Annotated in this window: 26 protein-coding genes and 3 tRNA genes; 25 read left to right on the forward strand and 4 right to left on the reverse strand. The window is 46.1% G+C overall.

The features are described 5' to 3' along the window. The first annotated feature begins 189 nt into the window (after window positions 1-189). The 8 genes from WCT25_01955 to WCT25_01990 all read left to right on the forward strand — a co-directional run bounded on the left by WCT25_01955 (window position 190) and on the right by WCT25_01990 (window position 5,520). Window positions 190-262, forward strand: a tRNA-Met gene (locus tag WCT25_01955). A 270-nt stretch (window positions 263-532) separates the two neighbouring features. After that, window positions 533-1,006 carry a hypothetical protein gene (locus WCT25_01960; protein MFA6536179.1) on the forward strand — a complete coding sequence of 158 codons (474 nt, stop codon included), beginning with the start codon at window positions 533-535 and terminating at the stop codon, window positions 1,004-1,006. Between the two features lie 79 nt (window positions 1,007-1,085). Next, window positions 1,086-1,157: transfer RNA gene (locus WCT25_01965), tRNA-Asp, on the forward strand. 287 nt (window positions 1,158-1,444) lie between these two features. Then, complete coding sequence (locus WCT25_01970) at window positions 1,445-1,714, forward strand: hypothetical protein (protein MFA6536180.1); 270 nt, start codon at window positions 1,445-1,447, stop codon at window positions 1,712-1,714. A gap of 316 nt (window positions 1,715-2,030) precedes the next feature. Further along, complete coding sequence (locus WCT25_01975; GenBank protein ID MFA6536181.1) at window positions 2,031-2,693, forward strand: histidine phosphatase family protein; 663 nt, start codon at window positions 2,031-2,033, stop codon at window positions 2,691-2,693. A 139-nt stretch (window positions 2,694-2,832) separates the two neighbouring features. Then, window positions 2,833-3,207 carry a hypothetical protein gene (locus WCT25_01980; protein MFA6536182.1) on the forward strand — a complete coding sequence of 125 codons (375 nt, stop codon included), beginning with the start codon at window positions 2,833-2,835 and terminating at the stop codon, window positions 3,205-3,207. Window positions 3,208-3,347: 140 nt separating this feature from the next. Continuing rightward, window positions 3,348-5,255: a cation-translocating P-type ATPase gene (locus tag WCT25_01985; GenBank protein MFA6536183.1), complete on the forward strand. Its 1,908-nt coding sequence runs from the start codon at window positions 3,348-3,350 to the stop codon at window positions 5,253-5,255. 52 nt (window positions 5,256-5,307) lie between these two features. Further along, window positions 5,308-5,520, forward strand: a complete 213-nt coding sequence (locus tag WCT25_01990) for a hypothetical protein (protein MFA6536184.1) — start codon at window positions 5,308-5,310, stop codon at window positions 5,518-5,520. Between the two features lie 79 nt (window positions 5,521-5,599). On the opposite strand, the gene WCT25_01995 is transcribed toward WCT25_01990, so the two are convergent. Next, window positions 5,600-5,675 (reverse strand) — tRNA-Thr (locus WCT25_01995). A 318-nt stretch (window positions 5,676-5,993) separates the two neighbouring features. Continuing rightward, window positions 5,994-6,581, reverse strand: coding sequence for a hypothetical protein (locus WCT25_02000; GenBank protein MFA6536185.1), 588 nt, complete (start codon window positions 6,579-6,581; stop codon window positions 5,994-5,996). Between the two features lie 256 nt (window positions 6,582-6,837). Here WCT25_02000 and WCT25_02005 point away from each other — a divergent pair, with 256 nt between their 5' ends. The 13 genes from WCT25_02005 to WCT25_02065 all read left to right on the forward strand — a co-directional run bounded on the left by WCT25_02005 (window position 6,838) and on the right by WCT25_02065 (window position 18,562). Further along, the gene (locus WCT25_02005) at window positions 6,838-7,707 is read left to right on the forward strand and encodes a PCRF domain-containing protein (GenBank protein MFA6536186.1); all 870 of its coding nucleotides are present in this window, start codon (window positions 6,838-6,840) and stop codon (window positions 7,705-7,707) included. A gap of 57 nt (window positions 7,708-7,764) precedes the next feature. Continuing rightward, a complete protein-coding gene (locus WCT25_02010; GenBank protein ID MFA6536187.1) occupies window positions 7,765-8,358 on the forward strand; it encodes a Maf family nucleotide pyrophosphatase in 594 nt (197 codons plus the stop codon). Window positions 8,359-9,023: 665 nt separating this feature from the next. Further along, complete coding sequence (locus WCT25_02015; GenBank protein MFA6536188.1) at window positions 9,024-9,308, forward strand: hypothetical protein; 285 nt, start codon at window positions 9,024-9,026, stop codon at window positions 9,306-9,308. A gap of 73 nt (window positions 9,309-9,381) precedes the next feature. Continuing rightward, on the forward strand, window positions 9,382-9,894 hold the full coding sequence (gene dcd / locus WCT25_02020; protein ID MFA6536189.1) for a dCTP deaminase: 513 nt from the start codon (window positions 9,382-9,384) through the stop codon (window positions 9,892-9,894). A gap of 167 nt (window positions 9,895-10,061) precedes the next feature. Further along, entirely contained in the window at window positions 10,062-11,201 is a 1,140-nt protein-coding gene (locus tag WCT25_02025; protein MFA6536190.1) for an AAA family ATPase, read from the forward strand. A 145-nt stretch (window positions 11,202-11,346) separates the two neighbouring features. After that, a complete protein-coding gene (locus WCT25_02030; protein ID MFA6536191.1) occupies window positions 11,347-11,994 on the forward strand; it encodes a hypothetical protein in 648 nt (215 codons plus the stop codon). Window positions 11,995-12,126: 132 nt separating this feature from the next. Continuing rightward, window positions 12,127-12,807, forward strand: a complete 681-nt coding sequence (ftsE, locus tag WCT25_02035) for a cell division ATP-binding protein FtsE (GenBank protein ID MFA6536192.1) — start codon at window positions 12,127-12,129, stop codon at window positions 12,805-12,807. A gap of 44 nt (window positions 12,808-12,851) precedes the next feature. Further along, window positions 12,852-13,778 (forward strand): permease-like cell division protein FtsX, encoded by a 927-nt coding sequence (locus WCT25_02040; protein MFA6536193.1) that lies wholly within the window; start codon window positions 12,852-12,854, stop codon window positions 13,776-13,778. Window positions 13,779-13,829: 51 nt separating this feature from the next. Further along, window positions 13,830-14,198, forward strand: coding sequence for a four helix bundle protein (locus WCT25_02045; GenBank protein MFA6536194.1), 369 nt, complete (start codon window positions 13,830-13,832; stop codon window positions 14,196-14,198). A 43-nt stretch (window positions 14,199-14,241) separates the two neighbouring features. Further along, entirely contained in the window at window positions 14,242-15,885 is a 1,644-nt protein-coding gene (locus tag WCT25_02050) for a CTP synthase (protein ID MFA6536195.1), read from the forward strand. Window positions 15,886-15,929: 44 nt separating this feature from the next. After that, a complete protein-coding gene (locus WCT25_02055) occupies window positions 15,930-16,370 on the forward strand; it encodes a hypothetical protein (protein ID MFA6536196.1) in 441 nt (146 codons plus the stop codon). Window positions 16,371-16,390: 20 nt separating this feature from the next. Next, window positions 16,391-17,635 (forward strand): MFS transporter, encoded by a 1,245-nt coding sequence (locus WCT25_02060; GenBank protein ID MFA6536197.1) that lies wholly within the window; start codon window positions 16,391-16,393, stop codon window positions 17,633-17,635. Between the two features lie 51 nt (window positions 17,636-17,686). Next, complete coding sequence (locus tag WCT25_02065) at window positions 17,687-18,562, forward strand: DMT family transporter (GenBank protein ID MFA6536198.1); 876 nt, start codon at window positions 17,687-17,689, stop codon at window positions 18,560-18,562. A 15-nt stretch (window positions 18,563-18,577) separates the two neighbouring features. Here WCT25_02065 and WCT25_02070 read toward each other — a convergent pair whose 3' ends face one another. Next, window positions 18,578-19,429 (reverse strand): hypothetical protein, encoded by an 852-nt coding sequence (locus tag WCT25_02070; protein ID MFA6536199.1) that lies wholly within the window; start codon window positions 19,427-19,429, stop codon window positions 18,578-18,580. A gap of 129 nt (window positions 19,430-19,558) precedes the next feature. Beyond that, complete coding sequence (locus tag WCT25_02075) at window positions 19,559-20,413, reverse strand: MBL fold metallo-hydrolase (protein MFA6536200.1); 855 nt, start codon at window positions 20,411-20,413, stop codon at window positions 19,559-19,561. 132 nt (window positions 20,414-20,545) lie between these two features. Here WCT25_02075 and WCT25_02080 point away from each other — a divergent pair, with 132 nt between their 5' ends. The 4 genes from WCT25_02080 to WCT25_02095 all read left to right on the forward strand — a co-directional run bounded on the left by WCT25_02080 (window position 20,546) and on the right by WCT25_02095 (window position 22,892). Then, a complete protein-coding gene (locus WCT25_02080; protein MFA6536201.1) occupies window positions 20,546-21,328 on the forward strand; it encodes a helix-turn-helix domain-containing protein in 783 nt (260 codons plus the stop codon). A 292-nt stretch (window positions 21,329-21,620) separates the two neighbouring features. Then, window positions 21,621-22,151 carry a histidine phosphatase family protein gene (locus tag WCT25_02085; GenBank protein MFA6536202.1) on the forward strand — a complete coding sequence of 177 codons (531 nt, stop codon included), beginning with the start codon at window positions 21,621-21,623 and terminating at the stop codon, window positions 22,149-22,151. 83 nt (window positions 22,152-22,234) lie between these two features. Beyond that, entirely contained in the window at window positions 22,235-22,615 is a 381-nt protein-coding gene (locus WCT25_02090; GenBank protein ID MFA6536203.1) for a hypothetical protein, read from the forward strand. After that, window positions 22,599-22,892, forward strand: coding sequence for a hypothetical protein (locus WCT25_02095; protein MFA6536204.1), 294 nt, complete (start codon window positions 22,599-22,601; stop codon window positions 22,890-22,892). The genes WCT25_02090 and WCT25_02095 overlap by 17 nt, the downstream gene beginning before the upstream one ends. The last annotated feature ends 112 nt before the right edge of the window (window positions 22,893-23,004 follow it).

Raw genomic sequence — 23,004 nt, forward strand, 5'->3', positions numbered from 1 at the left:
TAGACCCCTTTAGGATAAAGGGTGAAGGTATAGTCCAGACCACAAACCGAAAAGGCAACGAAAGTTGTAGTGGTAAGCATAACCTGAAGGTCGTTGGTTCAAATCCAACCCCCGCAACAATTTAAGAAAAATCGCCCAGAACGGTGGCGATTTTTCTTTGTAAAAATTTTATGTTATCTTAATTTCATTGTCGGGGTAGCTCAGTTGGTAGAGCACAGGACTCATAAGCCTGGGGTCGTGGGTTCGATCCCCACCCCCGACACACGAAGTGGTTAGGCCGACACGAGTAGTGTCGGCGGGGGATGGGGTCGAAAAGCTTCTCCCATATTTTTGAGGATTTCCTAATCTGAAAAAACGGGAAAGCTGTACTGAAGCTGCAAGCTTCGACCCCCACCCTCGACACAAATTTTTCTCTGTGCACAACCGGCTTGCTTATAAAAAGCGAGTTGTTTTGCTGTATCCACAGACTGACTACTTAAATTTCCGACTAGGAGTATCATTATTGTCAGAACCTCAACCAAAGGATTCGGTTATGAAAGTTATTAAGTTCGCGGTTGTTTTGTTTGTCTCAATTACGGCGCAGGCCCAGACTAACGCACCATTTGCCTTTGCTAAACTTTCCGACAAGCCGAGTTTACCACTCGTATCTCCGGAAGGCCGGATTATTGAGGCCAGGATCAAAAAGCTTGACCAGTCCGCTTTTGAAAAACGCGTTGCCAAACTCGGCTTGCCCCAGCTTCAGCAGAAACCTGAGCCAGCCGGCAGTTTTCAGAAGATTTTGAATGGTATTGACCTCGATCTGCCTGAAGGTGAGGGCCCTGAGATGATCAACATCGAGACGGTGAGCTTTGGTCGCGGCAATGCCGAGACTTTTTACGACCGGGTTGATGTCTTCGAGTCAAATCTTTCGCCCCGAGTTTCCGTTTGCTATCCGACCTTGATCTTCGAATCTTCGAGCCGAGGCGGCAATGACGGTGCCTTTTTCCTGCTTAATCTCAAGTTCTAGTTTCATTCAAAGCGACCCAACCGGGTCGCTTTTTGTTGCCCTAAAATGAAAAATCTGTTAGATTTTGGTAGTTAGAAATGCGGTTGTAGCTCAACGGTAGAGCACTCCCCTGTCACGGGAGAGGTCGCGGGGTCAGCACCCGTCAACCGCGCAAACAAAACCCCGCAAGGGGTTTTTGCTTGCGCGGTTGAAGAAATGTCTGGGAGACATTTCGTCGGGTGCTGACCAGCGGAGCGGGCACCGGCTCACCAGAGCCGGGCGCGAGCTGGCGGTTAAACAAAGTTTTGCGACGGCAAAACTTTAGTTGGAACCAGCACCCGTCAACCGCGCACTGATTTCGTTGCTATTTTAAGCCACGAAGAATTCATGGGTGCAATGGACTTGGACCATGTTATAATTTCCTTATTCATTCATTATTAATTACATACAAATAGTCATATGGAACAAATTAAAAAAGATCCTAAAATTGAAGGAAATCAAGGCTTGGATGTTATTGTCTCCAGTCTAGCTTCAAGTGGGGCCAATCTACCAGGTCTTGAATTAGCTATTAATGATGTTCGTCTGGCAATGCGTGATCCAAGTTCCTCAGACAGACCGAAAGCCAATGCCTCCTTAGACTTATTAGTACAAGAACTGAATGATAAGGGGGTAGACTTGACTAGAGTGCAGGATCAAGTAACTGCAGTAAGACAAGCAATCCGAGGATAATTTTATCCCAAATTGGGTATTATTATAGGCATACTCGTTGTGGTCTTGAATAGTAGTTCCTATCTCGTCCACTAGTCCGCGCAAACAAAAACGCCTCCGGGCGTTTTTGCTGTTCTTTTTTGCAGAGAACCCCGCCCGACTCCCTCCGCCCCGCGGAGGGCGGGGTGAATGCATCGGTCTAAACGCGAAGCGCGACCCAAAGGAAACCCCGCATGACCGAGTCTTCGAGGAAGCGCGGGGAGGACGTCCGTTTGATTTTTGCCTCGAAGTGAGTAATATCAAAGTAGAGAAAACCTAAACAGAAAGGTAGTGTGTTATGGCATGGCCGAAATTGTTAGTTTTGGTGAGACACGCAGAGTCGGAAGGTAATGTGAGAACTTCAGCCGAGCGGGCCAAGTACCCAGTGAGTACTTGGGAGTATCCGCTTACGCCTCATGGCGAGTGGCAGTCTGGTTGGGCCGGTGACTTTGTTAAGAGGGAGTTCGGCCAATTTGATGTTCGGTATGTTTCCTACTACGAACGGTCAAGGCAGACGATGCGGATCATGTTTCCCCACGGCAAAGTCTATGAGGACCCCCGCTTGGCCGAAGCGCAGAGAGGAATTTTTCACACTCTGACAAACGAAGAAGTGGCACAGAGGTACCCGGAGGAGGTTCGACGCAAGAAACTGGAAGGCCTCTATCATTACCGGCCACCCGGTGGTGAGAACTGGCCGGATGTGGAGTTGAGAATTCACAGCTTTCTCGGGACTTTAAATCGCGATTGCGACGATAAGAAAGTGATCATGGTGGTTCACGGCAACTGGCTCATTCTTTTTCAGCGCCTGATTCACCATTTCTCAATCAAGGAGGCTGTTAGGAGATATAAGAATGCCACCTTCGATAACGCTTCTGTCACTTGGTACGAAAGTCGAATCATCAGAGGTCAGTCTCGATTGATTCTCGTTGGTCAGAATGTTGTTCCTTGGGCCGGTAAATAGTCATCGGTCAGCCGCCTGATTTTCGGGCGGCTTTTAATTATTTCGTGAGAGATGGATGTCGGTGTGTCTTGGGTTTGTGTACTTTTTTCTTGAAAGTATTTTAGATTGTGCTATTTTAATAAATAGAAGAAAGGTTGCTATGAAAAAATCATTTGCCGTTAGAATTAGCCGTTTACCTATCAGATCAAGAGATCAGAAGGAAGATTGGCAAGATCTGGCTAAAATTGAGATTGGTGGGTCAGTTCCCGAAGACTTTGTTGGGTTGTATATGGCCAAGGCCAAAGTTTTTGTCAGTCTTACCACCATGCTGTCAACATTTGTCGATCCGTCTTTTCTTCCTGAATATAAGTTAAATCTATCTGACGGCAGTCCGTACCTCCGCTTTACTGGGTCTCATCGGGTAGCCTATGCCAAATGCGATGTCCATAGAGTTAATGGGGCGGAAATACAGCTGTTTTGGACACATCTCGCTGCTGTGGCGCGACTTCACGATTGGTTGGAAGTGGCTACTTGAATCTGTATTTAATAATACCGATTTGTCTCCCTATCTCGGCCCCGATTAAGCGGGGCCTTTTGTATCGTCATCTGATAATATCAGCTAAGAGATTTTTCCTGACCTACTTGGTATACTTTCTCTATATCTAATCTCTTTCAATGACTCAAAGCGAAGGCCGGCCAGAAATAAATTTACAAAGAGAAACCCTCGATTACTCATATCGGGCGGTGGTTTGGGATATTGCCATTATGGTGATTTTGATTGCTGTCTTGATTTTGAATCCTTTTGAACCAGTTGCCTGGTCCTCGAAAAAAATTCTGCTGTACTTGGCCTGTTTAGTCGGTTCTTTACCGGTGATTATTAGTGCGGTTCGCGAAGCGTTGCAAAGGCGACTCTCAATGGATTTGCTTTCCGGTCTGGCCCTGGTGGCGTCCATTCTTGCCGGACAATTGGTGTCGGCAATTTTTATCGCCATGATGCTCACGGCTTCAAGGATGTTGGGGGATTGGAGTGATCGTTTGGTCAGGCGAGGAGTCCGTAGTCTGCTGCGTCTGCGTCCGCATAGTGTGAAGGTTGAAATTAGAGATGAGATTTTTGAAAAGCCGGTCCACGAGTTGAGGCCGGGTGACATCGTGATTGCCGAGTCCGGCAAACGGATTGCCGTTGACGGTCTGGTCATTGATGGGGCGGCGGCAGTGGACGAGTCTTCACTTACGGGCGAGTCTTTGCCGGTCCGAAAGGAGGTGAATTCGCGAGTTTTTAGTTCGACCCTAGTCGCTGAAGGGCATTTGAAAATTAGAGCAGAAAAAGTTGGTCGGGATACTACCCTTGAAAAGATTGTTAAGTTGGTAGAGGGTGCTCAGGCTCAAAAGTCCCGTATGACCACTTTGGCGGAGAAATTTGGCAAGATTTATATTATTTCCGTGATGCTGGTCTCGGTAGTGATTTACTACTTCACTCACAATTTCAATCTGGTGTTGTCGGTAATTTTGGTTGTCTGTGCCGACGATGTGGCGGTGGCCGTGCCACTTGCATATCTTATTGCCGCCGGCAAGGCCTCACGAGTTGGAATTATTATCAAAGGTAGTACTTATCTTGAGTCGATGGGTCGTGCGAAAGTATTTTTGTTCGACAAGACCGGGACTTTGACTAAAGGCGTTTTGAAAGTCGATTCATTCGAGGTCTTAGATGGAATTGACCGGCAAAATATTATTTCGGCGGTCGGCGATTTGGCGAGTGAGTCGTCGCACCCGGTTTCCAAAGCAATCCATAAGTTTGCCGACAAAAATGGCGCCAAGCCGATTGATGTTAGCGACATTACTGAAACTAGTGGCAAAGGGACCCGGGGTGTTTTTGAAGGTAAATCGATAGCAATCGGCAATCGTGCCTTTTTGCGTGATTTGGAAGTTAAAATTAGTGAAGCTGTCGAGAAGCGGGTTGTAGAAATCGAAGAGCTCGGTCAATCGGCAGTCTTTTTTACTTACGACGGTCAGTTGGCCACTCTGTTCGCAGTCTCCGATGAAGTCAAAGCCAATGCCAAAGAGTCGACCGAGCGTTTGCGTCTAGCGGGGGTCAGTACAATGATTATGATTACCGGCGACAGTGAACGGGTGGCGCTCAAAATTGCCAAAGCAGCCGGCCTCAAAGATTTCCGCGCCAAAGTTTCGCCGGAGGACAAATTGGCAGAAGTTAAAAAACATCTTTCGAAGGATTACACGACTGTGATGGTGGGGGATGGCGTTAACGATGCCGCCGCCTTGAGTTTGGCTGATGTCGGGATTGCGATGGGGCACACCGGCTTTGATGTTGCCATCGAGTCGGCCGATATTGTCTTAATGCATGACGATTTGTCAAAACTGGTTGAGACGATGGAGCTGTCACGGAAAGTCCGCAGCGTGATTAAACAGGATTTTTGGATTTGGGGATTAAGCAATGCTCTCGGTTTGTTTCTGGTTTTCGGTAGTTTTATCGGACCGGCTGGCGCCGCGGCCTACAATTTTATTTCCGACTTTTTCCCGTTGGCCAATTCGGTCAGAATCTTCTTTTCCGGTAAAAAGCCTTTATAGTTGACAGAGAAATTTTTTGCAGTATATTGTTGGTAGAAAAAGAAAGGCGATTATGCGTTATGTTCTCCAGATTTTTCTGAATCTGTTTGACCTGTTTCTTATCGGCGTTTCCGCTTGGAACATCTATAATGCCAATTACGACCTGTGTATGATTGGCATGGTCTTTTGTCTCGTAGTTGTATGGAATGCGCAAGGCGGTTTTATGGTCTGGCGACCATCGAATGTCCGCCAATTTATGAAAAACGCCAGGGCCGCCGGTCTTTGATTTGTGTCAGCCGTTCCGAGTGGAGCGGCTTTTAATTTTGCAAAACTGTTCGATATCTTTTAAAGATTTAGGCTAAATTTGGAGCCGAAGGCCAGGATTGAACTGGCGGCCCCCACTTTACGAAAGTGGTGCTCTACCAACTGAGCTACTTCGGCTTATTGCAAATGCCCGCCCACGGGGCGGGCATTTGTCTTGAGCCGTTGTCCAGGATTGAACTGGAGACCTCGTCATTCGTTTGCACCTCTCTTTGCAGGAGGACTAGACTGTATCTTTTTCCGTATCATAGACGGAAACCCTTGTCAGTCGTTCGGGCGACTTTATCGCCACGGTCTTATCCCAGAGGGACTTTAACCGTTATTCGGGATTCATAAGGAGATTACTCTCCAAATGGGCAGGGGGGTTACGACCCACCAATGACGTGCTCTACCGACTGAGCTACAACGGCTTAGCACCCACATAGACTATTATATTTTCTAGATATTATCAATCTTGTCGCACAGTAGCCTTTTAAGTTTGATATTGTTGAAGTATACCATCAGCACACCATTCTCAGATTTATATTTATAGGTTCCACTTCCTCTGACTTTAGAAATTATTATCTTATAAAATTGTTTTTTGCTAACTTTCAAAGTTTTGGTCCAAAAACTCAGTGCCTTCTCTGGTGAAATATCGCCAAAAATTTGAAGCCCAAAGTGTAGGCTCTTTTTGTTGATAGAATAAAACACTTCCAAAAAATCAATAAATTTTCTAATAAGATTGGCATCGGTGTTTCCAAGTCGCACTCCGCCGTTGCCACGCTTTGCTCCCTCTCCCCAATAAAGGCCAAGACCTAATCCGTAAAGAACTCCCTCGTCTACATTTTTTGGGAATGTCACCATAAAAGGATCACCAAGCGGATTATGTTTTTGGTATATAGCTTCAGAAATTGATCTTTTGCTTATTTCGTATTTGCTCAGCCAGTAATTCACCTTACCTTCTGAGCAATTAATCTTTTCAGCAATCTGTGCTGCAGAGAGTTTGCTATTCTGATACAGTTCAGTTAATTCGCTTCTTTTAATCATGGTAGATAAGATACATATGTACTTAGTCTATCATGATTAAGTGTATCGAGGAAGTGGGTTTACTGCCTTGCCATTTTGTTTGTCTCGTAATACCATTTCTGGAGTGGAGAGTCGTGTGAGAGTCTTTACTCCGAACAGCTCGCTTTGCCATTTGAGCACTTAAAGGCGTTTTGTTCGCATCCTCTCCCGTTGCGCCTGGCCACCCTTTCGGGGGCCAGGCGTTTTATATTATTAAAATTCTGATAGACTAATGCCTATGGAAGCTAAAAATCAAAAATTGGTGGAATTGGTGGCGGAAATGCAGGCGCCCGATTTTTGGGCGGACAAAAATCGGGCGCAGTCAGTCATCAAGGAAATTGCCGATTTAAAAGCTGACTTGGCTGGTGAAGGGAAGTATGACAAGGGTGACGCGATTATGACGATTCTTTCCGGCGCCGGTGGTGATGACGCTGAGGACTTCTCCAGGATTCTTTTTGAAATGTATCAGAAATATTTTGCTAAGCAGGGTTTCAGTTGTCGACTACTTCATGATAATGAAAATGACCATGGTGGTTATCGTAATCTAACCGTCGAAGTTTCAGGTAAGAATGTCTACGGTACTCTGAAAGGCGAATCAGGCGTTCATCGCTTAGTGAGGATTTCGCCATTTAACGCCAAACAACTTCGGCACACCTCTTTTTCAATGGTTGAGATAATCCCAAAATTTGAAAAGACTGCCGATGTGGTAATACCTGACGATGAGTTGAGAATTGAATTTGCGCGCGCCGGCGGGGCAGGTGGTCAAAATGTGAATAAACGAGAGACGGCTGTTCGGATCGTGCATATCCCAACCAATCTCTCGGCCCATGTCTCAAGTGAGCGTTCGCAACACCAGAATCGCGAAAAAGCTATGGATATTTTGAAGGGTAAGATTTACAAAATGCGCGAGGACGAAAGGTTGGCCAAAGAAAAGGGAATGTATCTGTCTAAAACCACTTCGATTGAGTGGGGGAACCAAATTCGCTCCTACGTATTTCATCCCTACAAAATGGTTAAAGACCACCGCACTAATGTCGAAACCGCGCAGATTGATAAGGTGTTAAACGGGGAGCTCGACGAGTTTATTTTAGCCGAACAGCAGTTATAGGCTGAGGCCGAGCAGAAACAGTTTGGTAACTAAAGCTTTTATAAACCATATACCACAATGAAACAGGATATTATTTTAGGCTCGAGCTCATCCGGTAGGAAAAAAGTCCTTGCGGATTTGGGGTACAAGTTTTCTGTAATGAGCCCGGGTATAGATGAAAAGGCGATTCGCCACGATGATCCCAAGAAGCTGACTTCGCTACTCGCCAATGCCAAGGCCGACGCCTTGCTGGAAAGGATAAAAAGTCCGGCAATCCTCATCACCTCAGATCAGGTGGTTGTCTGTAATGGTCAGATTTTAGAAAAACCAGAAAGCCCCGCCCAGGCTAAGGATTTCCTAAGTCGTTATGTAGACCATCCGGCCGAGACGACTGCTACCGTGGTCGTGACTGATACGAAATCTGGCAAGAGATTCGAAGGGTTGGATATCGCGAAAGTATTTTTTGACCGGATTCCAGATGAGCTTGTTGACCGACTTATCGAGAAAGGGGAAATCATGGAAATGTCGGGCGCCTTTATGATTGACGAGCCTTTATTACAAAAATACATCAAGGAAGTCCAAGGTGAACCTGAAAGCGTGTTCGGTCTACCTAAACAACTGACAAAGCGTCTTCTCGACATGGCCCAGGTCGCATCTGTAAAAGTGGCCTAACGGGGCCATTTTTTTGGTATCGAGCAGAAAGAAATCGTTTTTGGGCTTGACTTTCTAATTGAATATGCTATCATAGGGCTTTAGACAAGTCGGAGCCAAAAAACACCGGCGAATCGGCTTGTAAAATCTCCAGCACCTTGAAAAAGGGTGCGCATCCAATCTTCAAGACTTTAATGAGGCCTGAGCACCCCGCTCAGGCCTTTTGTGTACCCAAACCTAAAACCCAAACCCGCTCGGCAACGAGCATAACCGAAAAAACATATGGGCCTCGAAAGACTAGACCGTTGGTGTGATCAGTTGGAAATGAAGAAGCAATACTTTGGGCAAAGAAAGAATTGGGCTCGGAGTTTCGCCGAACAAAACGGACTTGCTAATCCCGGGGATAGTGCAGTCGGAATGTTCTACGCGCGTACCTATCAGGTGATAATAGGTCCACGTGGCGGTCTGAATATCCACGGACAACTACCTTGGCAGGATTCGAACGGTTGGCGCTGGTTTGAGAAGACGCCTAAGCAGCGCAAGAGGGCTGAAAGGGAGGAATAGAAAATAGGGGTTCGGTTCGATCCCGAACCCCTTTCTGTCCCGAGATGAGTGTCTCGGCTGATGAGCTCAAAAGAGCGAAACAGAAGTTCTTCGACAACAAAATAAAATGAAGGGAAAAACTGATGAACCAAATCATAACAGTATTGATTAATCACACCTCGGCCTGTTCCAAAGCACGACAACTTCTCGAGGATCTTCTTAAAATTTTACCCAAGGATAGTACCACAATACGTGAACAGCTAGAGGCTTGTCTGCCGGAACTCAAAGTTAAAGAAGTAGCTGAAGAAAAATGGCAAGCAGAACTTCGAATGGAACAGGTACAGCGAGCACACGAGGAGGAGCATTTTAAGTTTAAGCACGGCCGCGAATGGGACCCGCGGGATGACCCAGACTGGAGGCCTTACTAAAATCTAGTCACACTGGCAAACGAAAGTTTGCCAGTCTTATCTTTTGGGCAGATAGTGGGGTATAATTTAAAATATGATTTTAACCCGCGACATAATTTTAAAAGAGATTGAAAAAGGAAATATTAAAATTTCAGCTTTTGAGGAAAAACTTTTGGGACCAGCCTCTTATGATTTGGCTTTGGGGAAAAGCTTGAGAATTTTTACTAAACAAAAAGAAGCTTATCCGGTTCACGACGATGCCGATTTCGCTCACATTACAGAATTGATTGAGATGACTGAAGCTGGTTATACGATGCAACCTGGGGAAGCGGTGCTCGGGGTGACTGAGGAGAAAATTACTCTGGCACCCAACATTGCCGGCTGGCTGGAAGGGCGAAGTCGTTTTGCCCGAGTAGGTCTTATGGTTCATATTTCTTCACCATTTATGCAACCTGGGATTGATAGTCATCAGGTTTTAGAGATTGCTAACTTGGGACCGACTCCGCTTACGATTTTTCCCGGCACCAAAATTTGCCAATTTATTTTTGAATATTGCGAAGGCGGGGCAGAATATAAAGGGAAATTTTCCGGACAAACGACTCCTTGACAAGTGGTCGTTAATTTGCTATACTTCTGCCAGTCAAGTCGGAACCAGGCAATACCGGCAAACCGGCTTGTAAAATCGAAAGCACCTTGAAATGGTGAATTCGGATCGGCAACAAGCCGGTCTTTTTTGTCCCTGAACCTAAACCTGAAGAAAGGAAATCCGAAAGTATGACGATAAACCTAGCGCAGTCGATTCTTGGACTCGAGGAAGGTATCACGGTGATTGTGATTACCGGTGGTCCCTGCAGTGGCAAGACCACCGGCCTGTCATACCTCAAACAGAAGCTTACTGACCGGGGTTACAAAGTTCTGGTTGTTCCGGAGACGGCGACAAAATTAATCAGTGGCGGTATGACCCCGGGTGAGTTATCCTGGCCGGAATTTCAGGAGCACATCCTCTTGGACACGATGGATCAGGAGGCACGATTCTTCCAGATTGCCAGTTCCTATCTCAGGCAAGGCAAGAAAGTGGTGGTGCTCTGTGACCGAGGGATGATGGATGGCGAGGCTTATGTCGGCGAGAAAACTTTTGGGCAGATGCTTGAACGATTCAGTCTGGATCGGCTCGCGGTTCGCGACGGTCGCTATCACGCGGTGATGCACTTGCAGACGGCAGCAATCGGGGCCGAGCAGTTCTACACCCTCGAAAACAATGCCGCAAGGATCGAAACTCCGGCGCAGGCGAGAAAGCTGGACGCAAAGACGCTTCAGGCCTGGCAAGGGCATGCTCATCCACGGGTGATTGATAACAGCACGGATTTCGAGGGCAAAATGAAAAGATTGCTCGCGGAAGTCTGCGGAGTGCTTGGCGACCCGGTACCGATTGAAAAGGAAGACAAATTCCTAATTAAACCGGTCGACCTCAAGAAGTTCAAAGTCTCTTGGACCGAGAGTCAGATTGTCCAAGATTACTTGGTGTCTCCGGCCGAGGGTGAGGAAAGACGAGTTCGGGCCCGTGGTGATGGTAAAAACTTCTCCTACTACTACACGGTCAAGCGCGAGCTTCGGCCTGGTGAGCGAGTTGAACAGGAGAAAATGATCACCGAGCGGGAGTACCAATCTCTGCTTACTCTCAAGGACCCGAAGATGCAGACGATTCGGAAACGGCGGATCTGTTTCTTCTGGAAAAACCAATTCTTCGAAGTCGACATCTTCGAAGGGTCGGCTAGGGGTCTCTATTTGATGGAGGCCGAAAGAACCGACCGGGCGCCGGAATTGAAGCTGCCACCCTTCATCAAGGTGGTCAAGAACGTCACGGGGGACAAGCGGTATTCCAACAAGCGGATTGCTGCCGGCTCCGTGAACTGACCAAATTCACTACATCCGCCCAAGTTTGCAAGAGCAAACTCGGGCGGTTTTAATTTGCCATCAGGCACTTGACAAATTGCTACACAGCAGTATTCTACAAATGAAGCCAAGCTAGTTCCTTTTAACAACCAAAGAAAGGCAGATTATGAAGTTGTTTGAATTCCGAGGTAAGTTACCAGCTCGTGCCGGCAAAGCCGAGTTGAGATTCGGAAATCCTACCCACGCTGATTTCGTAGCCTTTCGAGACGGGAAAACAATCCGATTGGTCGGAAGAGCTCAAGATGAGTTTTATCCCTTACTCGATGGACGACAATTTATTTATCGGGCCCCGAACGACGTGGTGTTTTTCGGGGGCACAGATGAAGAACCTTTTTTGGTTCAGTTGAGTCGTCGGCCGATGGATGTTTTTATTGAGGACGGCGAGGAAGCCTTTTTTGAAAGTCTGTTCCCGGATCAAGCCCGCTTGGCGGAAAAACTTTTCGGGACAAAAACCGTTCGTCAGGGAGATATCTTTGCAACCCCGGTCGGTATTCCGTGGGAGGAATTGGAAAGGTACGAGAAGCTTTTTTCCGGCAGAGAAATTCCAGTCGCGTCAGGGAAGTCTCTGTCCCCGGTCTTGAGTACACGGCATAGGTTGAAAGGGAGGATTCACCTTACCAAAGTTTTCGGTATCTCTGACGGCCAAGTGGGGGAAGGTCTTCTCAGTGCCCCCGATCACGAATCCAAAGAGTTAAAGGGTGTTCACACCCTTCATCAGACTAGTTACCTCTTTTCTCCTCTTCAAGCTGATTGAGTTTTGGACCCAACGCATTAGATGCGCTGGGTCTCTTATTTTTATGCTATAATTTTCCTATCAGTCGCTAATTTTTGCATTTTCTCAGCTCCCTATACCATATACTATATACTTAATACCATATACTTCCCCATGATTTACTTCGACAAAGTTTCAAAAATTTATCCAGACGAGTCGATTGCCCTTTCCGAGGTTTCTTTTTCGGTCGAGCCGAAGGAATTTGTCTCAATTGTTGGCCATTCCGGTGCCGGCAAAACTACTTTGCTCAAGATGCTTTTGGCTGAAGATCGGCCGACCGAGGGTTCCGTTTTTTTTGAATCAACGAACATTCACAATCTCCGCAAGGCCGATATGAACACCTACCGTCGGAGAGTTGGGGCGGTTTTTCAAGATTTTCGCCTCTTACCTCACAAAACTGCTTATGAAAATGTGGCATTCGCTATGGAAGCGGCCGGCAAGACCGATGAAGAAATCGAGTCCGATGTTCCGCATGTTCTGGAGCTCGTTGATCTTGGTCCTAAGATGTGGAATTTCCCTCACCAGCTCTCCGGTGGCGAGAAGCAACGAGTGGCGATTGCGCGGGCGATTGTAAACCAGCCGGATATTATTATCGCCGATGAACCGACCGGAAATCTTGATCCGGTCAACACCTTTGAGATTGTCCAAATCTTAAAAAAAATCAATGACCTGGGGACAACCGTGCTTTTGACTACTCACAATAAAGGCGTTATTGATTCTCTAGGGCACCGCGTGATTACCATGGAGCGTGGTAAAATTATCCGTGACGATAAAAAGGGAAAGTACGCCCTCTAGTCTTAAACTACTCACTACCCACTACTAACTACTCACTAATTAAAATGCTCTGGATCAACCTCAAAAGAATAGTCAAAACCGGTTTCGTTAATTTTTGGCGCAACGGCTTCATCTCGCTCTCGACCGTTCTGGTTATGACTGTCACTTTGTTTGTAATCGGTTCAGTTATTTTTTTGAGCGTTATTTTGCGGTCTTCACTTACCGAACTGAAACAGAAAGTTGATGTTAATGTTTATTTTGTCACTTCCGCGCCCGAGGACGGTATTCTGACCATCAAGAAGTCGCTCGAGGCTCTGCCGGAGGTTTTGGGCGTGGAGTATGTTTCCAAAGACCGGGCGCTCGAAAATTTCAAGAAGCGCCACGAGAATGACACCTTAACCCTACAGGCGATTGCCGAACTTGGCGATAACCCTCTCGGCGCCGTGTTAAATGTTAAGGCCAAAGAGACTTCCCAGTATGAGGGTATTGCCAAGTTTTTGGAAAGCAAGACCGTTCTCTCGAAAGACGGTGCCTCGATTATTGATAAGGTTAACTACTACCAAAACAAGATTGCCATCGACAAGTTGACCCAGATTATCGATTCGGCCGAAAGATTGGGTGTTGCCGTCACGGTTATTTTAGCGATTCTATCAATTTTAATCACTTTCAATACCATCAGGCTCATCATTTATATTTCCCGAGAGGAAATTTCTGTGATGAAGTTGGTGGGGGCGAGCAACAAATATATTCGCGGGCCGTTTATGATTAGTGGCATTATGTACGGACTGTTTTCCGGAATAGTCACTCTCGTAATCTTTTATCCGCTAACCTATTCGCTCGGTAAAGTGAGTGCGAATTTTTTTGCTGGCATCAATATCTTCAACTACTACATCAGTAATTTCTGGCAAGTCAGCCTGATTATCTTGGGGGTCGGGGTTGTCCTTGGCGCAATCTCAAGCGTTCTCGCGGTATCGAAATACCTGAAGGTCTAGAGAGGTATATGGTATCAGGTATATGGTATATGGTATGGACCAAAGATAAAGATGGAAAAGATACAAAGATTTAAGGATTTAGTTGCCTGGCAGGAAGCCCATAAGCTAGTACTCAAGGTATATCAGCTTACCAAGTTATTTCCAAAGGATGAAATGTTCGGGCTGACCAGTCAGTTAAGAAGGGCCGTGGTTTCTGTGTCTTCGAACATTGCCGAAGGTTTTACAAGAAATTCAAAAAAAGATAAATCTCACTTTTACTCAACGGCCAAAGGCTCGGTGTCGGAAGTTGAGAGTCAACTACTGATTGCGAAAGATTTAGGATACATTTCCCTGAACGATTTTGAGAATTGTGAGGTGCAGTTGTCTAGAGTAGACAGACTGGCTTCTGGGCTGATAAAATCAGCCCAAGATTGGAAGTGACATTTCTTCATACTTATACATATACTTTATACTTATACTTTTTATGTCTCATAAAAAAACCCATAAGTTCATGTTCGTAGTGGGCGGGGTGATGTCTGGAGTCGGGAAGGGTGTCACGACGGCTTCAATCGGCACGATTTTGCAGTCCAAAGGTTTTAAAGTCAGTTTAATTAAAGCCGATCCGTATCTCAATGTGGATGCCGGCACGATGAATCCGACTGAACACGGGGAAGTTTTCGTCTTGGATTCGGGCCTTGAGACTGACCAGGATATGGGCAATTATGAGCGGTTCTTGGGTCAAAGTATGCCGGCCGACAACTATATGACGAACGGCATGGTTTTCAAATATGTAATCGATAAGGAGCGGGCGCTAGGCTATAAAGGTAAGTGTGTCGAGCCGGTCTATCATATTACCGAAGAAATCTTGCGCCGGATTAAGACCTCGGTCCACAAAACTGACGCTGATATCACAGTGGTTGAAATCGGGGGCACGGTTGGCGAATATCAGAATGCGATTTTCTTGGAGGCCGCTCGAATTCTCAAACTGCGTCATCCCAAAGATGTGATGTTTGTTTTGGTAAGTTATTTGCCGGTGCCGAACAATATTGGCGAGATGAAAACTAAACCGACTCAAAATGCGGTTCGTCAGCTCAATTCTTATGGCATCAACGCCGACATGATTATTGCGAGAAGCGAAGTGCCGCTCGATAAAAAGCGCAAAGAAAAAATTGCACTTTCGACCGGTGTGCCGATGGACAACGTGATTTCGGCTCCCGATATTGAGAGCATTTACGATGTGCCTATAAATTTTGAGAAGGACGGTCTTGGCAATCGAGTTTTGGACATTTTTGACTTGAAGCCGAAGCACAAGGACCTGGTTGAGTGGCGACGAATGGTCTCAAAAATAAAAGGTGCTAAAGAGAAAGTTAAGATTGCCATTGTTGGAAAGTATTTTGATACCGGCGATTTCGTTCTTTCCGATGCCTATATCTCGGTCATCGAGGCGATTAAGTTTTCGGCCGGAAAAGTTGGGGTGAAAGCGGAAATTTCTTGGTTGAATGCTAAAAATTTTGAAGGCAAAAAATCCGATGCCTCTGAACTGAAGAAATATCAAGGCATCATTGTACCGGGTGGTTTTGGTGAGTCCGGTATTGAAGGCAAACTTAAGGCTATCCAATTTGCCAGGGAACACCAAATTCCTTACTTCGGTCTTTGCTATGGCATGCAACTTGCGGTGGTTGAATACGCGCGAAATGTCTTGGGCTTGGTCGATGCCAATACTACTGAAATTAATCCAAAAACTGCCAATCCGGTAATCGACATTATGCCTGATCAAAAGCAAAAGTTGGCGGAAGGTAATTATGGCGGCTCCATGCGCTTGGGTCTTTATCCGGCTACGATTAAAAAGGGGACAGTCGCCTATGAAGCTTATGGCGCGACCACAATCAAAGAGCGCCACCGCCATCGTTTTGAAGTTAATTTTGAATATGTTGAAGCGCTAGAGAAAGCCGGTTTGGTTTTCTCCGGTGTCTCGCCAAGCGGCAAGCTGATGGAAATTGCCGAGTTGCCGAGATCCAAACACCCATTCTTTTTGGGGACTCAATTCCATCCTGAGTTTTTAGCCCAGCCTCTAAAACCTCATCCGCTTTTCACTGAATTTATTAAGGCTGCTAAGAACAAAAGATAGATTCAAGAATCTGGATTTAGGATTCAAGAATTAAATCATAAATTATGAACAACAAACCTGTAGCCTTTAGGTTGGTTCTCATGTTCTCGGTTGCCGGACTTCTTTTTGCCGGTTATTTAAGCGGAGTTAAATTATTTACCAGTACCTGTGCCTTTAACGAAACTTGCCCTTATTTTCTAGGCTATCCGGCTTGTTGGTATGGCTTTGCCATGTATTCGGCCATGACTATTTTGGCCGTTTTGGTTTGGACCGGAAAAATGAATGTGGCTAAAGGACTTAATTCCATTCTCGGAGTTTCAATCTTGGGAATTATTTTTGCCGGTTATTTTAGTTTGATTGAAATGCCTCGACTTCTTAGCGGCGGTTTTACCGCTTATGTTTTAGGCTTGCCGACTTGCGTACTCGGTCTAATTTTTTACATTTTGATTTTAATCTGCGTCTTAATCACCAAAAAGAAAGTCACCGATTTGACAATAGGTAATTAGACTATGAGCATGACCCAAAGATGAGTAAAATTTTCTTTAGATTTCTGCCGTTCTGGGCTTTCCTGGTTTTCTTTAAGTTTGGCGGCGGCCTTCATTATTCACTTGTCTCTCCTCTTGGTGAAAAATTGTTTCCTTTGTGGTTAGTCGGTTTGCTTATGGGTGGTGGTTCGATCGTGCAGCTTCTTTTGGATGTTCCCGCTGGACACATTTTGGATCGCTACGGTTACCGCCGTCTTTTAAAATTGACAACTTTCGTCTTTTTGTTCGCGGCGTTGTGTTTTACATTTGGCCTGACTAAGACAACCTATCTTTTGAGTCTGGTAATCAGCACGTTTGGCTGGCTTTTTTTCGGTCCTGGCGTCAATGCCTATATTTTGTCACACGCGCCTAAGGAAAGTGCCGGCCGGTTCATATCACTTCGGGACGTGTTTGGTTCGGTCGGTATTGTTTTGGCGAGCGCGGCGCTACCTTTAGTACTTTTAATTTCTTCAAAAGGGATGGGTTACTTATTATTTTTCCTTTTGTTTGTGTCGCTGATTATGCTTTTCTTCAGTCCGAAGGATACGGTTTCAGTGCATTCGGAGATCAAAATCCCGACCCATCATCACTATATTCGTCGCCACTCCTTAGTTACATCTTTAAAAGCAATAAGCCGGCTTAATCCAGCGAGTGGTCTGTTACTCCTGCTTAATCTGACAGGCTCGATATTTTACGGGGCTATTTGGTTTACGGTGCCTTTGGTTATGGCTGGCCAAGCAGATAACGGGTTGCTCGGTATCGGTCTCGGCATGTTTGATTTTTCTATTGTTTTGCTCGGATTTCTGCTTGGTAATTTGGCCGATAAGGCAAACCGCCGTTCGTTGGTTTTCTTCGGGCTTATGATTTTTTCAATTGCAGCCATGTTTCTTGGTTTTAATTTTGGGTGGCTCTTTCTGCTCTTCGGTTTCTTGGCTACCGCTGGCGATGAAATGGCCGGTATCTCGCTCTGGTCATGGTTGCATTCCCTCGATAGAAACCATGATAACGACGGTGCGATTTCCGGTGTAATTAATTTGTTTAACGATTTCGGCTGGGCAATTGGCCCGATCATGGCAGGCTTCCTGTATAGTTCGATTGGGGCGACCTGGACCTTGGCTCTGAGTGCGATTCCGATTTTCATTCTCTGGATTATTTATCAGCTTTTAATTCATAAGCATAAAGTTTATTCTCAGGTTACAGCCTCGGGTGTTCCTGTAAAGCCACATCGCGCGAGACACAGGGGATAGTGGGCAGTTGACGTTATAATTAGTTTGGTTTTAATAAAATAATCAAAAATTATGGATGTTTCAGTAGGAATCGGCTTGGCTTTTGTGGCGATGCTTTGTTGGGGGTTTGGTGACTTTCTGATTCAAAAATCTACTCGGAAAGTCGGGGACTGGGAAACTCTCTTTGTGATTTGCGGTTTCGGCGCATTAATTTTGCTGCCATTTGTTTGGCGCGATTTGCCGGCGATTTTATCCGGTGACGGGAGGTCACTCCTGATTTTGCTTGGTACGGGCATAATTCTGTTCATCGCGGCGTTGTTCGATTTTGAAGCGTTGAAAAAGGGTAAATTGGCGGTAGTTGAGCCAATCTGGTCACTTGAGGTGCCGGCGGCCGCAATCTTAGCATTCCTGATTTTGGACGAGAGTATCACTTTAACTCAAGGCTTTCTGATTGCAGCATTAATTATCGGTCTGATCTTGGTCTCAATTCACACCGAGCATTCGCTTAAGAAATTCCTACTTGAGAAAGGAGTTCTAATCGCATTTTTTGCGGCATTTATAATGGGTGCAGCTAACTTTTTCTATGGCTGGGGCGCTCGGGTCTCCGATCCTCTGATGATTAATTTTTTCGTGAATGTCTTTGTGACAGTTGCGACAACAATCTATCTGGTAGCCACCAAGAAGTTTGGCAAGACTCTTAAAGATGCAATTTCCTATCGAAGTGTGCTTTTGCCAATGTCGATTTTTGATAATGCGGCATGGATTGCTTTTGCTTTTGCAATGAGTCTTGCGCCGATTGCGATCGCCACTGCACTTTCTGAGAGTTATATTTTAGTTGCCGTGATTTTGGGCTTGGCAGTAAACAGGGAGCGTATTGATTTGCATCAAAAATTTGGCTTAGTGATTGCTTTGATTTCTGCGATTATTCTCGCCGTCGTGACCGTTTAAAAAAACCGCCCCTAATTATGGGGCGGTTTGCTTGCTGGCTTTCGCCATTCTTTTTTCGACGATTCGGTCGAGCCAAAGGACGATTGGGCGCGGCCGCGGCGGCCGCGCTTCAAACACCGCTTCGGTGGTCTCCTTCCGATGAGTGAAGACCTCGCTCCAAGGCGCGTAAGTGCCCAATATCAAGTCGGCAAGCGGGATTCCACAGAGGAAACCACTGATGCCTTCGTTGGCCTTGATATCGGCATGGTGGCGCAAATGGAAGACATAAAATTTCTGCCAGAGTGAGCCGAACAATCGGTGCTCGATTTTCTTCTGCCAGAATTTCTCGTATGAGAGGTGCTCAGTGGCGTGGACGATTTCGTAGAAGATAATCGACCAAGTGATTGCCACCCAAACCATCAAGATTACCGGCGAGGTGGGGAAGGCAATTTGGAGCGGGATTATAAACGGCAAGGAGAAGAGGAAGAAGCCCGAGAGTGTGTACCAAGGAAAGTACGATGCTTCGTGCTGGCGTTCCTCGAGAATCGGGTAGCGGTTGAATACCCATCTTTTGCCGTCTGGCGAGTTGACCAATCGCACCGTAGTTAGGGCGTGGTGCAGAGTGTGCTGTTTACAAAGTCGCTTCAGGAATCCAATCGGGGCGGCGTGAAGAATGTACCGGTGGAAGAACCACTCGGCAAAACAACAGGTCACTTGTCCAAGAATGAAAATTCCCAAATACGAAATCCGACTTGCGCTGAGTTGGTTTTGCCAAGTAGTCGGGCAGGTGAGACTGAAGGCTGTTAGGAACAGGGTCAGGGTCGTGCCGACCACGATGGCAAAGCGCCAAACTGAAAATGGTCTTTCGGGTGGAATATTTTTTTCCATAATAAAGAACTGTTTAAGTTTTTCCCACGGTATTCTATCATGCGAGCGCTTTTAAAGCTTGGCTGAGAAGAAATTAAAAACCGCCCAAGTTTCGACGGTCGAAACCTGGGCGTGTGCTACCGCACTTGTCTAGAAGATATACCGAACACCTTGCTCGACCCAACCGGCGAAGCCAGTGATATCCTGGGTTTCCCAGTTGTCGGCATAGTGCATCAAGTGCATCTTCGCTTTGACCTCAGGAGGCAAGGTCCGTAGTTCGGCCAAAGGGGCGTGAACTGCGCCGGGGAAGAATTGCACATCATGGAACATGACGCTCGAACGGTCAGCGTATTCGTGAATCAGGTCTTCGTCAAAACGGGTGTCCATCGAGATGAACACATGACCGTCAATGAAGAGTCCGAAGCTCACGAACGAGGCTTGCCAATCGGGTGCCTTGTCAGGAATGTGCTTGGTCCGGAACATCTCAATGTGCATGCCGCCGAAGTTCACTTCGTAAACTTCGCGCGGTTGCTTCTTGAGCCAACCGGGTCGGATCGGATCAAAGAAGTCGGTGAAGCACAACCGTTTGTGCGAATTCTCTTCTTCCTCGTTCCACTCCATTCCGCCCCGCAGGCTCCGGTCCCACAAGACTTCTTGATAGGCCTCGGTGATTATCATCTTGAGCTTCGGTCGCTTCTGGAAGGGGATACCGACATAGCGCCGATTGAGGGCGAGGCACTCGAGACCGCCGATGTGGTCGGCGTGCGAGTGGCTGATGAGGAGGTTGTTAATCTCCCCGTGGTCGAGACGGGCGGTCGTGGCTAAGGCCAAAGGCCCGGTCATCCCGAAGTCCACCATGAGGTGTTCTTTTCCTTTGATGAGTAGGAGGTTGGTCTGGAAATGCTTTCTGGCAAAGGCCGAGCCGGTGCCGATGAAAAACACTTCAAGATTACCGTCATTGGTGAGGGACAACTTTTCCGTAGGCGCGAGATATGCGGTTTTCATAGAACTATCCTTTCTTTGTGTGGAGTCGCAGGATTGCGTCTCTGGCTCAAGTGTAGAGGATTGACTGGACTCCAACAATAGGTTTTGTCGAAAAGTTCGACAGAAAATTTAGGGTGTGCTAGACTAGTAAACATGAAAAAACCAACTGATAAAGAGCTAGTGGAACTCATCAGTAAGCTCGGCTTCTCGCCCAAAGCCGCCAAACTTTATTTAGCTTCACTCGAATTGGGCGAAGCCACAGTTCAGGACTTGGCCAGACAAGCCAAGGTTGAAAGAACCACTGCCTATTACACGCTTCAAGAGCTCAAAGAAGCCGGTGCAATCTTTGAGACCAAGCGTAATAAAAAAGTTTTCTTCTTGCCGGAGATGCCACGCAATCTTTTACGGAACACTCGCGAGAAACTTTTGGACTTTGAAGATGGTCTGGAAGAGTTGGAGGAGAGAAAGCACGCTATTTATCGTAAGCCGAGAATTTATTTTCTCTACGGCGCCAGCGGTTTCAAGCATGTCTGGGATATGATTTTTAAATCGGAAGAAAAGGAGTTTCGGATTATCACCGAAGGTTATAGCTTTTTGGATTTCGTCAAGGAGAAGTACATTTTGGATGAAATAATTAAAAACAAAAAGAAACTGGGCATTAAAAGCCGACAGATTATTACCGACTCGCCTTACGGCCGAGATATTGTGGCCAAAGACACGCAGGAGAATAGGGAATCAAGGATTTTGCCGAGCCGGATCAAGGTGCCCTTTACCGAGCTCATCGCCGCCGACTTCGTGGCCTTTATCTCACCGCGCTGGGACAATACTCTCTTTGTGATCGAAAATGAGAACTTTGCCGAAACCCGCCGCAACCTCTTCGAGGCGCTTTGGGGCACTTTGCCTAATCCGTATAATAAATTTGGCGAGCCAGAGTAAGGGTGGGTTGACCCCGTTAGAGATATTTTGCTAAGACTTTACAAATATATCTAACCTATTTTTTGTTTAGGCTCGTGAGCACATTTGAGGCAACGGTCATCTTGGATGACCTATCTCTAACGGGGTTGAATAAAAGCCAATTTTGAAGTATCTTTCTATTATCTGAAAAGGGTTTGTGCCTAAAGCTGCGGGATCATCTAATGGTAGGATGCGACCCTCTGGAGGTTGTCATCTTGGTTCGAGTCCAAGTCCCGCAGCTTTGGGTGGAAATTGTGATTAATCTCATTAATTTATGACAACGATAATTTTTGAAGCGCACGGAACAACCTTTGATAATGAAGCCCATTTGGCTTCTGGGCATAATGATGTGGCCCTTTCGCCACTCGGTATTCAGCAGTCAAAAGAAATGGGGGAAAGGTACAAGGACGATCATTTTGATGCGATATTTTGTTCAGATTTGCAGCGGGCGTACAAAAGTGCAGAGATTGGTTTTGGTAGCAAGTGGCAAATTATAAAAGATGCTAGACTCCGCGAGTGTAATTATGGTGATTTAACCCAACACCCCGGTGAAGAGGTTGGTAAGGAGAAACCCCTTAGAATTAAAACTGCTTTCCCTGGTGGCGAAAGTTACGAGCAAACGACGGCGCGAATGAAATCATTTCTTGAGGATCTCTCAAGGAATTATCCCGGAAAGAGAGTCATGATTATCGGTCACAGGGCGACACAGTATGGTTTGGAAAATCTAATAAACCATGTCCCACTTGAGAAACTTGTGGCCGCCGATTTTAAATGGCAGCCTGGCTGGAAGTATGTGCTAAGGTAAAATTATAATAGTGAGATTAAACCTTGCCGAGCTGGGACCTAAATCTCGCGGAGTTTTACAAAAAGTGATAACATTGTGGAATCATGAGCGAAAAGGAAATTTGGCAATATTGTTGGGACAGAAAAGTTTCTCACTCACGACCCTTGGATAGAGATTTTATCTGGGTCACTAAAGAAGATTTCAGTTCGGTAGAGAACCATTTCACTAAAGATATTAATTTCTTGCATTACGGCAAGAGCCAGCGGTCTCGCGGTTTATTTTTTCATCTTCACGCTGTTGTTCAGGACGACCATGTTTTTATTCATCGAGATAACGGCAATCTGGCCCGGTTTTTACCGCTAGGTTTGATCCACCTGCTACTTGATGTGGTGCCCTATGTCATATTTTCTCAAGTGAAGAGAGTCCCGATGAGATTAATTTTTGCTCGTCCGAAAACTGAATCGATCAATGAAACTGAAGAATGATAGATATAAAAAGGTCAGGGGCGGGTACTCCCGCCTTTTGCAAATTGGTTGCCAGAAATGTGGCGAAGTCATTTGCTTGTACCAAAAAGATGGGCCGGGTAATCTCCGCCGGATGTATCTGGACCGCATAATCGAACCGGCCGTTTCTCTTTCAAGGAAGGATTTATCTTGCCAGAAAGGCCATCTGCTTGGAGTAAAGATAATTTATGACAAGGAAAAGCGTCCAGCCTTCAGACTTTTTGTTGATTCGGTGACAAAGAAGATAGTTAAAATTTAAATTATTAACTTTTAGCCAGGTCTCATAATTACTAAATATCAACTAATCTCTATTGCAGTGTTTTGCAAAACACTGCAATAGAGAAGCGCGTGCTTTTTGTGTCGCTACACTG

It is taken from the genome of Candidatus Paceibacterota bacterium, from assembly GCA_041666545.1.
Taxonomy (GTDB): domain Bacteria; phylum Patescibacteriota; class Minisyncoccia; order Phycocordibacterales; family JBAYGS01; genus JBAYGS01.

Excerpts from the sequence above, each read along its gene's own strand:
- WCT25_02045 (MFA6536194.1), top strand. The coding sequence starts at position 13,830 with ATGGAAAAGATACAAAGATTTAAGGATTTAGTTGCCTGGCAGGAAGCC.
- WCT25_01990 (MFA6536184.1), top strand. The coding sequence starts at position 5,308 with ATGCGTTATGTTCTCCAGATTTTTCTGAATCTGTTTGACCTGTTTCTT.
- WCT25_02055 (MFA6536196.1), top strand. The coding sequence starts at position 15,930 with ATGAACAACAAACCTGTAGCCTTTAGGTTGGTTCTCATGTTCTCGGTT.
- WCT25_02080 (MFA6536201.1), top strand. The coding sequence starts at position 20,546 with ATGAAAAAACCAACTGATAAAGAGCTAGTGGAACTCATCAGTAAGCTC.
- WCT25_02010 (MFA6536187.1), top strand. The coding sequence starts at position 7,765 with ATGAAACAGGATATTATTTTAGGCTCGAGCTCATCCGGTAGGAAAAAA.
- WCT25_02070 (MFA6536199.1), bottom strand. The coding sequence starts at position 19,429 with ATGGAAAAAAATATTCCACCCGAAAGACCATTTTCAGTTTGGCGCTTT.
- WCT25_01970 (MFA6536180.1), top strand. The coding sequence starts at position 1,445 with ATGGAACAAATTAAAAAAGATCCTAAAATTGAAGGAAATCAAGGCTTG.
- WCT25_02025 (MFA6536190.1), top strand. The coding sequence starts at position 10,062 with ATGACGATAAACCTAGCGCAGTCGATTCTTGGACTCGAGGAAGGTATC.
- WCT25_02030 (MFA6536191.1), top strand. The coding sequence starts at position 11,347 with ATGAAGTTGTTTGAATTCCGAGGTAAGTTACCAGCTCGTGCCGGCAAA.
- WCT25_02060 (MFA6536197.1), top strand. The coding sequence starts at position 16,391 with ATGAGTAAAATTTTCTTTAGATTTCTGCCGTTCTGGGCTTTCCTGGTT.
- WCT25_01975 (MFA6536181.1), top strand. The coding sequence starts at position 2,031 with ATGGCATGGCCGAAATTGTTAGTTTTGGTGAGACACGCAGAGTCGGAA.
- WCT25_02000 (MFA6536185.1), bottom strand. The coding sequence starts at position 6,581 with ATGATTAAAAGAAGCGAATTAACTGAACTGTATCAGAATAGCAAACTC.
- WCT25_01960 (MFA6536179.1), top strand. The coding sequence starts at position 533 with ATGAAAGTTATTAAGTTCGCGGTTGTTTTGTTTGTCTCAATTACGGCG.
- WCT25_02040 (MFA6536193.1), top strand. The coding sequence starts at position 12,852 with ATGCTCTGGATCAACCTCAAAAGAATAGTCAAAACCGGTTTCGTTAAT.
- WCT25_01985 (MFA6536183.1), top strand. The coding sequence starts at position 3,348 with ATGACTCAAAGCGAAGGCCGGCCAGAAATAAATTTACAAAGAGAAACC.
- WCT25_02075 (MFA6536200.1), bottom strand. The coding sequence starts at position 20,413 with ATGAAAACCGCATATCTCGCGCCTACGGAAAAGTTGTCCCTCACCAAT.
- WCT25_02050 (MFA6536195.1), top strand. The coding sequence starts at position 14,242 with ATGTCTCATAAAAAAACCCATAAGTTCATGTTCGTAGTGGGCGGGGTG.
- WCT25_01980 (MFA6536182.1), top strand. The coding sequence starts at position 2,833 with ATGAAAAAATCATTTGCCGTTAGAATTAGCCGTTTACCTATCAGATCA.
- WCT25_02005 (MFA6536186.1), top strand. The coding sequence starts at position 6,838 with ATGGAAGCTAAAAATCAAAAATTGGTGGAATTGGTGGCGGAAATGCAG.
- WCT25_02015 (MFA6536188.1), top strand. The coding sequence starts at position 9,024 with ATGAACCAAATCATAACAGTATTGATTAATCACACCTCGGCCTGTTCC.
- dcd (MFA6536189.1), top strand. The coding sequence starts at position 9,382 with ATGATTTTAACCCGCGACATAATTTTAAAAGAGATTGAAAAAGGAAAT.
- WCT25_02085 (MFA6536202.1), top strand. The coding sequence starts at position 21,621 with ATGACAACGATAATTTTTGAAGCGCACGGAACAACCTTTGATAATGAA.
- WCT25_02065 (MFA6536198.1), top strand. The coding sequence starts at position 17,687 with ATGGATGTTTCAGTAGGAATCGGCTTGGCTTTTGTGGCGATGCTTTGT.
- ftsE (MFA6536192.1), top strand. The coding sequence starts at position 12,127 with ATGATTTACTTCGACAAAGTTTCAAAAATTTATCCAGACGAGTCGATT.
- WCT25_02095 (MFA6536204.1), top strand. The coding sequence starts at position 22,599 with ATGAAACTGAAGAATGATAGATATAAAAAGGTCAGGGGCGGGTACTCC.
- WCT25_02090 (MFA6536203.1), top strand. The coding sequence starts at position 22,235 with ATGAGCGAAAAGGAAATTTGGCAATATTGTTGGGACAGAAAAGTTTCT.